14 protein-coding genes are annotated in these 14,086 nt (G+C 30.9%); 8 read left to right on the top strand and 6 right to left on the bottom strand.

All coding sequences use genetic code 11. The features are described from left to right. Positions 1–79: 79 nt before the first annotated feature. Positions 80–1,291: a hypothetical protein gene (locus tag FIA58_RS00310; RefSeq protein ID WP_140958842.1), complete on the bottom strand. Its 1,212-nt coding sequence runs from the start codon at positions 1,289–1,291 to the stop codon at positions 80–82. Then, complete coding sequence (locus tag FIA58_RS00305; RefSeq protein WP_140958840.1) at positions 1,291–1,887, bottom strand: Crp/Fnr family transcriptional regulator; 597 nt, start codon at positions 1,885–1,887, stop codon at positions 1,291–1,293. Before FIA58_RS00305 ends, FIA58_RS00310 begins: the two co-directional genes overlap by 1 nt. 1,529 nt (positions 1,888–3,416) lie before the next feature. Between FIA58_RS00305 and FIA58_RS00300 the strand changes: the two genes are divergently transcribed. Further along, positions 3,417–3,839, top strand: a complete 423-nt coding sequence (locus tag FIA58_RS00300; protein ID WP_140958838.1) for a DUF6943 family protein — start codon at positions 3,417–3,419, stop codon at positions 3,837–3,839. Between the two features lie 151 nt (positions 3,840–3,990). Continuing rightward, positions 3,991–6,213, top strand: coding sequence for a hypothetical protein (locus FIA58_RS00295; RefSeq protein ID WP_140958836.1), 2,223 nt, complete (start codon positions 3,991–3,993; stop codon positions 6,211–6,213). 99 nt (positions 6,214–6,312) lie between these two features. Here FIA58_RS00295 and FIA58_RS00290 read toward each other — a convergent pair whose 3' ends face one another. Genes FIA58_RS00290 through FIA58_RS00275 form a run of 4 tightly spaced genes read right to left on the bottom strand, consistent with a single transcriptional unit; the run spans position 6,313 to position 7,877 of the window. After that, a complete protein-coding gene (locus FIA58_RS00290; RefSeq protein ID WP_165928819.1) occupies positions 6,313–6,489 on the bottom strand; it encodes a hypothetical protein in 177 nt (58 codons plus the stop codon). Then, the gene (locus FIA58_RS00285; RefSeq protein WP_140958834.1) at positions 6,476–6,691 is read right to left on the bottom strand and encodes a hypothetical protein; all 216 of its coding nucleotides are present in this window, start codon (positions 6,689–6,691) and stop codon (positions 6,476–6,478) included. The genes FIA58_RS00290 and FIA58_RS00285 overlap by 14 nt, the downstream gene beginning before the upstream one ends. A 35-nt stretch (positions 6,692–6,726) precedes the next feature. Beyond that, a complete protein-coding gene (locus FIA58_RS00280) occupies positions 6,727–7,119 on the bottom strand; it encodes a DUF5675 family protein (RefSeq protein ID WP_140958832.1) in 393 nt (130 codons plus the stop codon). Continuing rightward, on the bottom strand, positions 7,119–7,877 hold the full coding sequence (locus tag FIA58_RS00275) for a hypothetical protein (RefSeq protein ID WP_140958830.1): 759 nt from the start codon (positions 7,875–7,877) through the stop codon (positions 7,119–7,121). Before FIA58_RS00275 ends, FIA58_RS00280 begins: the two co-directional genes overlap by 1 nt. A gap of 504 nt (positions 7,878–8,381) precedes the next feature. On the opposite strand from FIA58_RS00275, the gene FIA58_RS00270 reads away from it, so the two are divergent. The 6 genes from FIA58_RS00270 to FIA58_RS00245 all read left to right on the top strand — a co-directional run bounded on the left by FIA58_RS00270 (position 8,382) and on the right by FIA58_RS00245 (position 14,076). Continuing rightward, positions 8,382–10,766 (top strand): TonB-dependent receptor, encoded by a 2,385-nt coding sequence (locus FIA58_RS00270; protein WP_140958828.1) that lies wholly within the window; start codon positions 8,382–8,384, stop codon positions 10,764–10,766. Positions 10,767–10,862: 96 nt separating this feature from the next. Beyond that, complete coding sequence (locus FIA58_RS00265; protein WP_140958826.1) at positions 10,863–11,285, top strand: cyclic nucleotide-binding domain-containing protein; 423 nt, start codon at positions 10,863–10,865, stop codon at positions 11,283–11,285. A 6-nt stretch (positions 11,286–11,291) separates the two neighbouring features. Next, on the top strand, positions 11,292–11,870 hold the full coding sequence (locus FIA58_RS00260) for a Crp/Fnr family transcriptional regulator (RefSeq protein WP_140958824.1): 579 nt from the start codon (positions 11,292–11,294) through the stop codon (positions 11,868–11,870). A 2-nt stretch (positions 11,871–11,872) separates the two neighbouring features. After that, positions 11,873–12,445, top strand: coding sequence for a Crp/Fnr family transcriptional regulator (locus FIA58_RS00255; RefSeq protein ID WP_140958822.1), 573 nt, complete (start codon positions 11,873–11,875; stop codon positions 12,443–12,445). 598 nt (positions 12,446–13,043) lie between these two features. After that, positions 13,044–13,589: a carboxymuconolactone decarboxylase family protein gene (locus FIA58_RS00250; protein WP_140958817.1), complete on the top strand. Its 546-nt coding sequence runs from the start codon at positions 13,044–13,046 to the stop codon at positions 13,587–13,589. A 64-nt stretch (positions 13,590–13,653) separates the two neighbouring features. Next, a complete protein-coding gene (locus FIA58_RS00245; protein ID WP_140958815.1) occupies positions 13,654–14,076 on the top strand; it encodes a nuclear transport factor 2 family protein in 423 nt (140 codons plus the stop codon). Positions 14,077–14,086 lie beyond the last annotated feature (10 nt).

Genomic DNA, 14,086 nt, shown 5'->3' with positions numbered 1-14,086 from the left:
GTTGTACTTTAATATTATACTACAAAGTACCAACATTACTAGATTAAATTTTATGAGTCAAATCATAAAATTAGTTTTTTTATCCATTATTTACATTTAAATAAAACATTCTGAACGCTCCAAAAAACAATAGTATTGCTATTCCAAAAAGCATTTCGTTTATATAAGGAATTAAAGTATAACTAAAAGAAGCAACTCCTTGAACCGCTAAAACCAATTCATTTAAAAAAATGCCAATAATAAATACAGCTAATGCTTTTTTGATGGTATTATTTTGAATTACCAATCGATTTGTAAATATGTAAACCAATAAAAACCCTGAAATTATAGCCAATAAAACCAAATGTAAATAAGCAATCACTATTGGTCTAAATCCAAATGCTAATTTTCCAATTAAAGGGACAGTAGATCCTAATTGAAGAAAAAATTTAATAGAAACACAAACTATAATACTGATGTAAATCCATTTAAAAAAAGGAGCAACAGGATAATTTTTTAAAAATGAAGAAATACTACTTTTAAGAAATTTTACCCATGCTCCAATTTGTAATAAAGAACAAAAAACGGCAATTATGTATATCCAAATAGGAAGTTTGAGCCATAAAATAGATAATAAATACGCAGGAATACAACTGATAAAAAACCATTTAAAAACAGTTTTATTTGTTTTTTCTATAGTTAAATTTGGAATTAATTGACTCACAAATAAACCCATACAAGCAAACCAAAACCAACCGTTATATTGAAAATGTAAATAAAAATAGATGGAAGATAAATAGAAGTCTTGAGTAATGTTTTTAGTTGCCATCATATAAGCTAACGCAAATGTACCAAACGATGAAATAATATTAAAAAACAAGGCAGCTTTAAACCAGTTTTTTGATAAATTATCTTTAGAAATTATCTTTAAATCTTTTAAAAAAAATGCGGCAAACCAAAACGAAACAAATAGTGATAAAGTCGAAAACAAGATAGAAATTAATCCATAGCCTTGAAAAATAAAACTGAAAAGCATTACGTAAGCACAAACTAAATTGGCAATAAAAATCTTTTTATACTTTTCAAGGTTTACAGTAACATTTTGTTTTGACAAAAAATGAATCATCAAAATAATTAAAGTTTGAGAAACCCACCCTGCAAATGCAAAGTGCGAATGTGAATGTTGAATGTTTTTTTGATTTAAAAAAGGAAACTCAAAGGCAATTTTGTAGCGCATTAAAAGCCCTAATGAGGCCACTAATAATAAATTAAATAATGAAAATTTAATCCAGTAGGAGAAGTTTAATTTCATTAATAAAATATTTTATGGTTATTTATTTCGACTTTATTGCATTTGTTCATTTGTGATAAAGTTCTAATTACAGTTTCTACACGTAAGCCTGTAAAATCAGCAATCTCTTGTCTTGTAAAGGGAATTTGAAGTTTTTCATGATCTGAAACTCCATTTATTTTTTTGTAATCCATCAAAAAAGCATTGATTCTATGTTCAGGTTTTTGATTGATAATGTGTTTGTTGGTTAATGTTTTTCTAAAAACCCTTAATGCTAAAAGTTGCATAAAACGTTTATTAATTTCAGGATATTCTTCTATTATAGTCAAAAATTTATCTTTGGATAGTTTAATAACAACGCTATCTTCTGTTGCAACAGCAGTACAAGGGTAAATTTCATCTAAAAACAATGGTGGCTCACCAAAACTGCAGCCTTTTTCAAAAATTCCTTGTGTAAATTCTTTTCCATCATCGTTTGAACAATACATTTTAACAGTACCTTCTATAATTTGGAAATAAAATAAAGCACTTTCACCTTCATCAAAAATGACATGATCCTTGTAATATTTTTTTGAAACAGCACCCCATGTAAAGAGTAAATCTAAATCTATTTGCATAATTAACATAATTAAATAAATTTTTTGTCAATACAAATATTATAATTCTTATTAAGTTAAAAAATGACATTTATCATATCTCTCCAATTAGAAACCTTTGTTTAATGAAAGTGTAAAAAGGAAACAATATGAAAATCTATATTGTTATAATTTAGTTCCTGATATAAAAGTCTTAAATTAGATATTCTAAAAGCTTATATCTGTAAAGGAAGGTTTAAATATTTAAACTTAAATAATGCTTACTCATTCCAAATTATTTGTTGTATTTAATAGTTAAATTTTGTATTTTGTAATAAATTATCTATTGACTCTAGTTTTCTACTTTTTATATGTATTGAGCTTTAAGTTCAATTCCCTCACCTTCCCACCGCACCAAAAAAATTACTGTCATGGTTTTTGTCCCACCACAAATCAAGCACTTTGCCTGTTGGCTAAAACGTTTTTGTCTACAGAGAAAAATCAATAAGCCATCAGTCAAAGAGCTCGTCCACCGCACAAAACAAAAACACGTACGCTTCGCAACTCATGCCAGTACTTTTTTCTCCCAAGCTTCTTTACATAATGTAGCATTATAATCCCTTCGGGCAAGGGGTCAAGCCCATTATAATAACATTATGTAAAAAAGCCCCGCACCCCACGCTCGCAATTTTGTGAGTGCCTTCACATTTTCTTAAAATTATCCCCCTTCTTACTGCCTCTGCAAACTGAACACTAAATAAGGCAACCACAAAATCAAAAAAGCCAGTAAGAGTATTCTTTTTTATTTACCAGAAACAGCAAACTAATTACTTTCACAATAGCTGATGCCTTAAAAATTAATACAAACCTTTATTCTGAACACTAAAAACTGAATACTGACAACTCCACATGGCATCAGCTATTCATAAAAGCAATCACAAAAATCCATTAAGCAAATAAAAAAGAATACCCTTCCCTGCGCTACTGCACCATCGCACTAGGCTAGTAATAATTGTTTTTTGTAAATGCTTTTCCCTTTCAATTCAGCACTACTAATCACTATTCACTCTTAGCTAATCACTCACAAATTGGCATTCACAAAAATCAAATCCAGTAAAGAGTGTGTAAGGGTAAAACAGGATGAACGCTATAACGATTGTTTTCAATGTTCCTTCATCCTGTTTTACCCTTACACACCCTTTAATCACCACTACCATTCATAACAAAAAAAATAACAACTTCAAAAAAAATAAGAAAAAAAAAGAAAACAAAGGTTTGTTCCAGGTATTCAAAAAAGCAAGTTCAAGCCTTCGGTTTTGGATAAAATCTCCACTCTTACATTTTCAGCAGATAACTAACCTATGTATAAATTACTCTTTATTAATCACTCCTTAGAGTAGTATTTTATCCAAAAAACTTGCTTTTTTGAAACCTTCCACTAGAAATATCGGCTTTCTTTTTTTTCCTTTTTTCTTTTGAAGAAATATTTGTGCGGAGCATCGTGAGGCACACAAAACTTCGGAGTACATCGGGAAAATCGAAACATGTTTGAATTTATTAAAACCGATAGTATGCTAAAATTTATCATTAAGACACACAGAAAAGGTACAACTTACAAAAACCCACACATTTTTATTTTAAACAAAGGATTAAACAGCGGAAAGCCAGCACAAGAACCTTTCACAAATAGCTTTGTAATCATTTTCGAAAATCAAGAAGATTTTGATAATGTCAATTTAACAGCTTATGCCCTTTGGAAAACAAAATTTTGGTTTCCCTTTTTATGCGGTTCAGTAATCCCGTTTTTACGTTTAAACGATGTTAGAAAAGAATTCTCAAACAAAGTCAACCAAGAGATAAAAGACCACGAAGAACACCTTAAGAAAGTGCAAACTTTAAAGCTTCTAGAACAAAGCGAAAAACGTTTCAACGAAAATTTAAGTCTAATTAATGACATGAGAAGAGTTATTTTGTATAGGTATTGTAACAAATAAAATAGTTAGTACTCCTAAAAAAAATATAAATTGCAAATCAAAATTTTTAAGAATAAGGTCAATTAAATAGTGAAAATGCAAAATAAAATTATTACGTTTGCTCTGTTTAATACTTGAAATAACCTATTAGGTAATCTTTAAATTTTAAGTAATGAACAAAAATGCAATAATTACAAGTATAAAGGAACTAGAGAATGCCAGTTTTTCTCAAGTTGTACCTTTTATTAAAAAAAATAGTTACTTTTCTGATTCAAGGCCAAATAGTTGTTCTGAATTATTTTGGCATTCCAATTTACCAATAAAGTGGTTCAAAGAATTAATTAATGAACCCTACTTGGAAGAGTTATTGTTTGCATATTTCTCAAGACCACAAAATGCTAACCTCGATTTTATAAAATTATTTATTAATTCAAAATATTCAGCCGAGTTAATTCGAATTATAAAACTTTCGGAAGCTTTTAAAATGGATTCTCATTGGATTACTTTTTCAGTTTTCGTAAAATCAAACGATTTAAAAGTAGTATATAAAGAACTAGACTACATTAGAGCATACCGACAATATTGGAAGAATGAAACAGTTATATTCGAAAACAAAATCAACGAAATAGACTACGAAGATATCTTAATACAAATGATTTCTTATTTCGAACATTTTAAACGTTATTCCAAGAAAACAGTAAATAATACTGGATTAATTACTAGCTATAAAGCCCATTTAATTAACATTTTAGACATTATTTTAAATATAAAAAAGCGAGGATGCGTAAAAAATAAAATTAAAAACAAGTATAGTAGCATCAACTTTAAAAAAATTGCAAAGGAACAACTTCCTCCTATTAGAGCTATCGAATCACTTAATAATCAGCAACTAGTATCAAACGAAAAAATAGATAAACAAAAGAAGACTTTTAGAGAACTAGTAGAATTTTTCTTCGCAAAAGACAACAGCGAATATCAAATTCAAAAATACTTATCTGGTTTAGCTGAATTTGAAATGATAGAGAATTTAGAAGCAGAATTGCTAACAAATACAAAGTACTGTTTATACAGAAAAACTTTAGAGAAAGGGATTTATGATGAAGTATATTTTACAAACAAAGTAATTGAAAATGAAGAACTAGTAAAACGAATTAATGAACAAAAAGAAATGCTATCAAAACAATTAGAACTTAGTATTTATACCTCCATTGAATATTTTAAGTATTTAAAAATCCCAGTCATAATTGATAAAAAAAATACTGACGAAAAAATTGATTTAGAAAAAGTATTGATTTTATTAAAATCATTTTCATTATTTCTAATGCCCCAAGGTAGAACAATTATTAATAATGAAATAGTTTTTAAAAACAAAGTACCTCAAAAATTTGAAGAAACGTTTGATATAGATTACTTAGTAAGTTTTGAGGAAAATGAATTAGTTGAGAAATGCCATCAATATTTTGAATGGTCAAAAGACGAAATACAAATAATTATAGAATACCTAACAACCGACCTCACTAGCCATAAAATTGACGTTCAAAAACGTCCTTTAATTAAAATTGGTAATCAGTATATTTGGCTTTCCAGTTTCCTAAAAGATACTAGGTGGGAAATCATTTTGCATAGAAAGATAGTAAAAGAAAATAGCTTAAATTTAAGTGAACAACCTATTGAGACTGAAAAATACATTTCAGAAATTTTTAAAAAAGCAAAATTTGGCAGTATTTCTAGTCACGTTTATAAAAATAAAAATGTACCAGGTGAAATCGACATTCTAGCATTTAAAGAAAATACGCTTTTCATTTTAGAATTAAAATCAACCTACATTGGGGAGGATATTATGAAAACTTCAAAATATGAAGTATTAAAATTCAATTCAAAAGCTTCAGAACAATTGAATTTAGCAAAAGACTATATAATAAATAATTATGATGAAATAAAAAAATGTAAGAATCTGGGGATTAATTGTGAATTGAAAGATTTAAAAATAGTTACAATCATAATTTCAAACATATACCAGTCTGATAATTTAATTTTCAGGAATGAACATCATAAAATTAGTCTTTTTGAATTAATGATTATTCTTAAAAACGATCTGTACAATATGTTAGTACAAAAAGAGTGCAAGATCCTCACGGATGAAAAAATGGATATTCCTGTAAATACGATGTTACAAATAGAGAATAAGTCGAATCTAAAATACAGTAAAACTCATAAGCAAATTAACGAGGATGAATGCTCGTTATGGAAAGAAAATAATAGTTGTTCAGCAAATGATTTAACAACGGCAATTTTGGAAAGTAAGGTTTGGAAACATCAAGCTGAGCTTAAACAATTTACAAGAGAAAGTATTAAAATTCAAAAATTTAATAAAAATCATAGATTCCTTAGTTGAATATTTAGTAATTGTGTCGATAGTAAATGCAAAAAGCCAGGTCTTGCGACTTGGCTTTCATTTTGTTTAACCCAACGGTCACCACAACTAGGGCTAAACTTATTTTTTGCGCTTCTTTTGTAGGCTTTTAAGTAGTAACGAAATCGTAAAACTAACAATTGCTCCAACAGATGCTAATATAATAGTTTTAGCAATATCATGAGAATTAATATTCGGTATCACACTTAAAAATGTACCTCCAGCGGTTCCCATTAAAGTAGGGTTATTCGCTGTCATTTGTTGTAGTCAACTGACTTGCAGCTGTCAAAACTCCTCCAGCTACAGCAACATAACCACCTATGGTGATAACAATTGCAGGCAAAACCACAGGAGCAGCCAAAATCGTTCCACCAACAGCAGCCAAAGCTAAACCAATATTTCGAAGCACTTTAAAAAACTTTGGAGTAGGAGATGTAGCTCTATTCAATATTTTTTTCATAATTTATATTTTTTCATTCCCATGAAAATGGGAATCTATTCAACAATCAATTCTACACTTTCTTTTCTGTCTAAAGCACCATAAACAAACGTTTTAAGTTTCTCAAATGCTTTTCTCGACATAAGTCCCAAACCTGGTCCAGAAAGTTTCGTCACAGGAGCAATACAACCATTCAATTCTTGCAAAGCATTATTAGCAGGATGAAATAAAATAAAACTTCTATTTTTTACATCAACAACCTCCAAATGCCACTTAAATTTAGTACTATATCGCTTTCTTATAAAATATTTCCCTTCTGGAATACAAGAAACTCGCTTTTCATTTTTCTTCCAAGGCAGCTCAATTGTATTACAAATCAATTTACCTTCACATTGAATTTTTCCGTTTGTTCCTTCAGGGAAATAAGTTCTAGTTAAAAACAAAACCATTACACACCACTATCAACTTTAGCAACTGATAATGGATTATAAGCTCCATTTTTAAGCGGATACATCTGACCATTAATTTGTTGATAAAACTCAACACCAAGCACGAAAAACAAAGGCTTCGTTGAATTAGCAGTTACCACATTCGTTTGCGTAATTAATGCAGTTGCAATGCCGTCCCATGGTAGAATTGTGGTCTCAGAAGTAGTCACAACATAAGTTTCAGCTTCAAAATCCACCTCAGCGCCTCCAGAAATGATTTTAAAATGGGTTGTACCACTTGGACCAGCAATCATATTTGAAGGAATAAAAGAAGGAATGTCAACTTTAATTTCACCAGCAACTCTGTCAATAGAAGCAACAAAAGGAGCAAATAAAGTAGTTCCTAGTTTTCCTCTAATATTGAACTCAAAACCGAATAATAGTTCTGTTTCCCCATCAATAACGTTACGCAAACCTCTATCACTGGTAATATCCGCTTGAAGCACCTTAACCATTGCTTGCGTCAAACGACTAACCATTCTACCATCAGCAGAATTCAATAACAATGGTCTAAAAGCAGTTCTCAAAAGCTTACCTGCCTTCCCTGCCCTACCAAATTCCGAACCATTCTCACGCGTTCTTTGAAACGCAGGATCGCTAGCAATTCTACTAGCATCAATCCCACCCTTCTCACGAGCCAAATGACCATCTTGCGTTTTGTAAAAAGTAATATCCCCGATAGTACCTTTTAACTTTATTATGCCTTTCTGTCTAGCCATAATTCTAAAAATTTTAATTAATAAATCAGTGAACAATTCGCTCAATCTATTTTTTGGTTGCAACACTTCCGATTGATCTGATAACAAAATTGAAAAAAAGAAAAAGGCAAAAATTAGGCAAGAATACCAAATGGCACTTTTAGAACAAAAGGACATCAAATGGCATACTTTTACACCATAAAATGTTAAATCCTCCGTAAGGTGTTGTTCACAAATAAATACAGTAGAAGTAGCTAAAACAAATAGCATGGAGTACCTCAAAACAAACAAGAAAATCAAAACAGTCTAAAGACAACCCATATATAAGAAAAAAGTACACTAGAAAAGCTACTTCAACTTGAAACTACCTTGAGGAAAGGAAATCAAAACCAAGAGATACAAAAATGGAAACCAACTAACCTAACGCCTTATTTTTCAAATACCTTCTTGTGCATTTTATTGACTTTGGTCAATTTTGATTAAAACATATTGAAATAGTTTTGTCTAAAATCAAATAACAAGAAAATGAGAAAATTAGTTATTGTAGGCTTGTCTTTATTTAGTGCAACCGCTCTGGCTCAAACCGGAGTCATCAGAGGAAGTATTGCAGACAAACAGTCCGAAAAAAGTATTACTGGTGCTACTATTGAATTAGTAAGCGATTCTAGTATAGGGGATACAACAGATGAAAAAGGAAATTTTGAATTAGGAAATGTACCATTAGGCAGACAAACAATAAGAGTAAGTTTTTTAGGTTATGAAAGTGCAACCCTTCCAGATATTGATGTAACTACTGGAAAAGAAGTTATTGTTTCAGTTGCGCTAGTAGAAAAATTCGGTTCATTGGAAGAAGTTGTACTTGTAGCCGATGGAAACAACAAGGCGAAATCCATCAATAAATTAGCTGCTGTTTCAGTGCGACAATTTTCTCCAGAAGAAGTAAATAGATATGCAGGTGGAAGGAGTGATGTGGCACGATTAGCTTCAAACTTTGCTGGTGTATCAACTGCTGATGATAGTAGAAATGATATTGTAGTACGTGGAAACTCTCCTACTGGTTTACTTTGGAGATTAGAAGGCATTCCAATTCCTAGCCCAAATCATTTTTCAACTTTAGGAACTACAGGCAGTCCTGTTTCAGCATTAAATCCAAATTTATTAGCCAACTCTGATTTTATAACTTCAGCATTTCCTGCTGAATATGGAAATGCACTTGGAGGTGTTTTTGATTTAGGGCTTAGAAAAGGCAACAACAAAGAATATGAGTATACAGTTGGTGTAGCCGCTTTTCCTGGTGCAGAAGCAATGGCAGAAGGACCATTAGGAAAAAAAGGAGGTTCTTTTCTTGTGGCCGCTCGTTATGGTATCGTAGGTTCCTTAGGATTGGCAGGAACAACTGCACAGCCAAATTACAATGACCTCTCATTTAATGTTGATTTTGGTAAAGGTAAATTTGGTGATTTTTCGGTTTTTGGAATTTTTGGTAACTCAAATATTGACTTAATTGGAAAAGAGGTGGAGTTATCCGATGATGATTTATTTGCAACAAGAGATGAAGATAGTTTTGTAACTTCTGGGTTCGGTGTTTTTGGGGTAAAACATACAATCGATATGGGGTCACAATCCTATTTAAAAACCATAATAAGTGGTTCCACATCTAGCAACGGTTTTAACCAAGACAGGTATTTTAATTTAGAAACACCGTCTGAATTCAAAGTACGATGGACAGAAGTGGACAATACAGAAAACAGAATCACATTTGCAACACTCTTCAATTCAAAAATATCTAAAAAAATTACTTTTAGAACAGGTGTATTACTGGAAAACTTTTCATTAGAAAATACAGTATCAGACCGAGACAGACAAGAGGATAACAATAGTGATGGGCAACCTGACTTTGTAAATCTCATAAATAATGAGGGTTCATACACTATTGTACAACCTTATGCTATGGGCCAATTCAGAGTAACTGAAAAGGTAACATTGAATGCGGGTTTACACGGACAATACTTTTCTTTGAACGAAGAATTTGTTTTTGAACCTAGAACAGCATTGACTTATGCCATCAACAACAAGAGCGCTATAAACATTGGCTACGGTTTACATCATCAAAATGTTGCTGCTCCATTATTATTCTTAAATGAAAATAGTGGTGGAAATCTAGTTCAGAGCAATAAAGAATTAGACTTGGTAAGAAGTGCTCATTATGTGTTAGGGTATGATATTAGATTTGCAGATAAATGGCGAGCAAAATTTGAAGTCTATTATCAAGCGATTGATAAAGCAGCAGTAGAAAAAAATCCATCTAGTTATTCTTCCCTTACTGAAGGTGCTGATTTTGGATTTTCTACCGATAAAAACGCTTTAGTAAGTAAAGGTGAAGGTTTTAATCAAGGAGTTGAATTTACACTAGAAAAATTCTTCAGTAAAGGATATAATTTACTTTTTACAACTTCTCTTTTTGAAAGCAAATATACTGGTAGCGATGGAATAGAAAGAAACACACCGTTCAATAATGGCTATGTTTTTAATGCATTAGCGGGCAAAGAATTCAAAATAGGAAAAGCTAAAAAAAATGTCTTTACCATCAATACAAAATTCACAACAGCTGGAGGTAGGTATTATACACCTGTAGATTTAGCAGCTTCTATTGCTGCTAACTATGAAATAAGAGACGATACTAATGCTTACAGCGAACAATATGACGCTTATCTAAGACTTGACTTAAAATTTGGGTTCAAATGGAATAGCAATAAAAAGAAGAGTTCGCATCAATTCTATGTAGATTTTCAAAATATAACAAACAACAGTAATGTTTTTTCAAAAGAGTACAACAGAGTAACACAGCAAGTAAATCAGATAAATCAAATCGGATTCCAACCAGATTTTGGCTATAAATTTCAATTTTAAGAATAGTTAGTTTTATTTTAATTTTAGTTAATGTAGAGTTTGTAAGCACCAAAATGCGATGCAAGCTCTAAATTTTTAATGCTTTAAACGAATATCATGCTACACAGTTTACAACAATTTACTAGAAAATATATGGAGTTTAATGCTACTGAATTAGTTACATTGGCAAGCCTATTTAAACCCATAGCATGCAATGAAAATGCTTTTGTGATTAAAAAAAGGCAACACATTTCAAATATTTATTTTTTAAACAGCGGTGTTTTAAAATCGTATAGGGAAAATAATAATAGAAAGTATAACGTGAAATTGTATTACAATCCTATCCTTTTTTCAGATTTAAATGCACTTACAAATAGAACACCGTCAACAAGAAATTTTGTAATAACAAAAAAAGCCACTGTTTTTATGGCTAATTTTGAGGACATTATACGACTAAATGCAAAATCAGAAAAACATGATTTTTTTTTCAAAATGATTTTTGAAGAGGAGTACATGTTCAATTCCAATGGTAATACATAAGAAAACATGACAGATAGTTTAAAATTATTTTTATCGAGATTTGCCACTTTAAGTGAAGAAGAAATAGCAGCTTTTACAGCCATATTTAGCCCTGTAAGTATAAAAAAATTAGACCATCTTTTTGTAGAAAATGACAAAGTTACAACTATTTTTTACATCAATGACGGTCTCATGAGAGGCTATTATAACAATGGAAACAATGAAATTACTACTAACTTTTACTTTGGTCCAACCATCATGACCGATTTAATAGCAGTGCGGGAACACAAACCTACGCAAATGAATGTGCAAGCATTGAAAGATTCAAATTGCATGGTTGCCGAATTTTCCGACCTAGATAATTTAGTAGACCAATACCCAAACCTTGAATATCTTTTTTTTAGATTTTTAGAACATTTATACCTTTTTGGAGTAATGAGACAACATTCCTTTATTTTTGATTCCCCTCAGGAGCGGTATATAAAATTATTTGGGGAACGCCCAAAAGTAATTGCAGAAATTCCACAACGGTACATCTCATCATATCTTGGCATAAAACCAGAAACATTGAGCAGAATAAAAAATCGAATATTTAAAAACTTGTAAAAATGGAAAATTTAAAGTCGTTCACGGCACATTTTGCACAACTCAATGAAAAAGATTTTATAGACCTAGAAGCTCTATTTCAGCTGGTAAGCATAAAAAAAATGGATCATATACTAACGTCAGGGAACTATGCTAAAGAATTGTTTTTTCTCAATAAAGGCACTTTTAGAATATACCACCTAAAAGAGGGCGAAGAATTTACAACTAAGTTTTTATGCAGCCCATGCATCTATGCAGAATTATTTTCTATCAGAAAACAAACGCCTACTTTTTTCAACATTCAATCATTAACCGATTGTGAATGCTATAAAGCGAATTTTGATGCAGTTGAACAACTAATGGAAACAAACCCAAACATTCGAAGATTATTTCTAAAACTGTATGAACATATTTATATAAGTGGCAAAAAAAGAGAAATCTCATTTATTTTAGATTCTCAAACCAAAAGATACCACGATTTTATTGCTGAAAATCCTCAAATAATGGAACAAATTCCATTACAATATATTGCCTCTTTTATTGGAGCAAAACCGGAAACATTGAGCCGGATAAGAAGAAAAAGCAATAAAATATAAAATACTTTTTTTTAAACATACCCTTTTTTAATAAAGTTAGCAGTCCATAATGTCATACTAAGGGAAAACAAAAGGGCTAAGTGACACTTTTAGAACAAAAGAACATCAAATGGTATTATTTTCTACCATAAAAATAAAAGTCACTGCAAACCCATTCAAAAAAAAAGTACTTTAGTGCTATAAGCTCGACTACCTCCTAACAACAAATAAGACAGAGATAAAGTATAGATGAAGCATAGATAAAGTATGAAAAGAGTATGAAAAGAGAAGTAAAAAGAATATGTGTGTATCCAAAAGACATACAACGCATTACAGGAAAAAGCTACAGACAAAGCACCCGCTTATTAAACAACCTTCGAAAAGAGGCTAACAAACCGAAAAACAGTCTTATTAGTATGCTGGAGTTCTGTGAATACACAGGACTTAAAATAGAGCATGTAGAACCCCATATTACATAAAAAACTATATCATAATTTAGTCCCTTTTTCAACTAAGGAAAATTGTCCATTCATTAACGAAATCAGTCCATTTTAAATGATGCTAGAGATACGCAATTTTGTAAGGTCAATAAGGACAAACAATTTAAAAAGTATAAAAAATGGAAAATTCAGTAAAAACACAATTTAACGTTCCTACAAGAGAAGAAGTGGCTCCAGTAAACCAAGCCATCTTTGATAATTTAAAGAAAGCCTTAGGTTTTGTACCAAATCTTTATGCGACTATCGCCTACTCTGACAATGGTTTAGAAAGATTTTTGAACTATCAAAACGCAAAAACATCATTGTCTAACAAAGAAAAAGAAGCCATAAATTTAATCGTCAGCCAAGTAAATAATTGTGTATATTGTCAAAGTGCACACTTAGTATTAGGGAAGATGAATGGCTTTACAGAAGAACAATTACTTGACATTCGCAAAGGGAAAAGTGACAATGTAAAAGTAGATGCATTGGTAAAATTAGCAGCTGACATAACTAAAAATCGTGGAAAGGCTTCTGATGAAAACGTAGAGAATTTCTTTGCACAAGGATATACAAAAGAAAATTTGGTCGACGTAATACTGCTAGTAAGTGATAAAACAGCCATGAACTACTTACACAATCTAACGCAAGTGCCAATAGATTTTCCAGCCGCACAAAGTATTTAAATAAACAACTAAAAAAGGAGAAAGTAGCAATACACATTCTCCTTTTTTATAAAATCCAACAAATATGAGTCAAGAAGAAAAAAAATTTCCATTACCTCCTTTCACCTTAGAAACTGCTCTTGAAAAGGTACAAAAAGCAGAAGAAGCTTGGAATAGTAAAAATCCCATCACAGTATCAAAAGCCTATACCATAAACTCTGAATGGAGAAATAGAACACAGTTTATCAATGGAAGAGAAGAAATTGTACAATTTTTAACTGAAAAATGGAAAAAAGAAAGAAATTACAAATTAAAAAAGGAACTTTGGGGTTTCAGAGAAAATAGAATGGCTGTTTGCTTTGAATATGAATATCAAGATGCGAATGAGCAATGGTGGAGAGCATATGGAAATGAAAACTGGGAATTTGATGAAAACGGGTTGATGCAAAAACGTTTTGTTAGCATCAATGATATAGCAATAGAAGAAAAAGATAGAAAGTTGAAATAATAGACGGATC

The sequence above is a fragment of the Flavobacterium jejuense genome (assembly GCF_006491595.2).
Classification (GTDB): domain Bacteria; phylum Bacteroidota; class Bacteroidia; order Flavobacteriales; family Flavobacteriaceae; genus Flavobacterium; species Flavobacterium jejuense.
Note: the sequence above shows the minus strand (reverse complement) of the source record. Positions and strands in the feature narration are given on the sequence as shown.

What these genes read in the sequence shown, in the direction of transcription:
- FIA58_RS00280 (WP_140958832.1), bottom strand. Translation starts at nt 7,119, where the DNA reads ATGGTTTTGTTTTTAACTAGAACTTATTTCCCTGAAGGAACAAACGGA.
- FIA58_RS00290 (WP_165928819.1), bottom strand. Translation starts at nt 6,489, where the DNA reads ATGACAGCGAATAACCCTACTTTAATGGGAACCGCTGGAGGTACATTT.
- FIA58_RS00250 (WP_140958817.1), top strand. Translation starts at nt 13,044, where the DNA reads ATGGAAAATTCAGTAAAAACACAATTTAACGTTCCTACAAGAGAAGAA.
- FIA58_RS00255 (WP_140958822.1), top strand. Translation starts at nt 11,873, where the DNA reads ATGGAAAATTTAAAGTCGTTCACGGCACATTTTGCACAACTCAATGAA.
- FIA58_RS00265 (WP_140958826.1), top strand. Translation starts at nt 10,863, where the DNA reads ATGCTACACAGTTTACAACAATTTACTAGAAAATATATGGAGTTTAAT.
- FIA58_RS00245 (WP_140958815.1), top strand. Translation starts at nt 13,654, where the DNA reads ATGAGTCAAGAAGAAAAAAAATTTCCATTACCTCCTTTCACCTTAGAA.
- FIA58_RS00275 (WP_140958830.1), bottom strand. Translation starts at nt 7,877, where the DNA reads ATGGCTAGACAGAAAGGCATAATAAAGTTAAAAGGTACTATCGGGGAT.
- FIA58_RS00270 (WP_140958828.1), top strand. Translation starts at nt 8,382, where the DNA reads ATGAGAAAATTAGTTATTGTAGGCTTGTCTTTATTTAGTGCAACCGCT.
- FIA58_RS00260 (WP_140958824.1), top strand. Translation starts at nt 11,292, where the DNA reads ATGACAGATAGTTTAAAATTATTTTTATCGAGATTTGCCACTTTAAGT.
- FIA58_RS00310 (WP_140958842.1), bottom strand. Translation starts at nt 1,291, where the DNA reads ATGAAATTAAACTTCTCCTACTGGATTAAATTTTCATTATTTAATTTA.
- FIA58_RS00305 (WP_140958840.1), bottom strand. Translation starts at nt 1,887, where the DNA reads ATGCAAATAGATTTAGATTTACTCTTTACATGGGGTGCTGTTTCAAAA.
- FIA58_RS00295 (WP_140958836.1), top strand. Translation starts at nt 3,991, where the DNA reads ATGAACAAAAATGCAATAATTACAAGTATAAAGGAACTAGAGAATGCC.
- FIA58_RS00300 (WP_140958838.1), top strand. Translation starts at nt 3,417, where the DNA reads ATGCTAAAATTTATCATTAAGACACACAGAAAAGGTACAACTTACAAA.
- FIA58_RS00285 (WP_140958834.1), bottom strand. Translation starts at nt 6,691, where the DNA reads ATGAAAAAAATATTGAATAGAGCTACATCTCCTACTCCAAAGTTTTTT.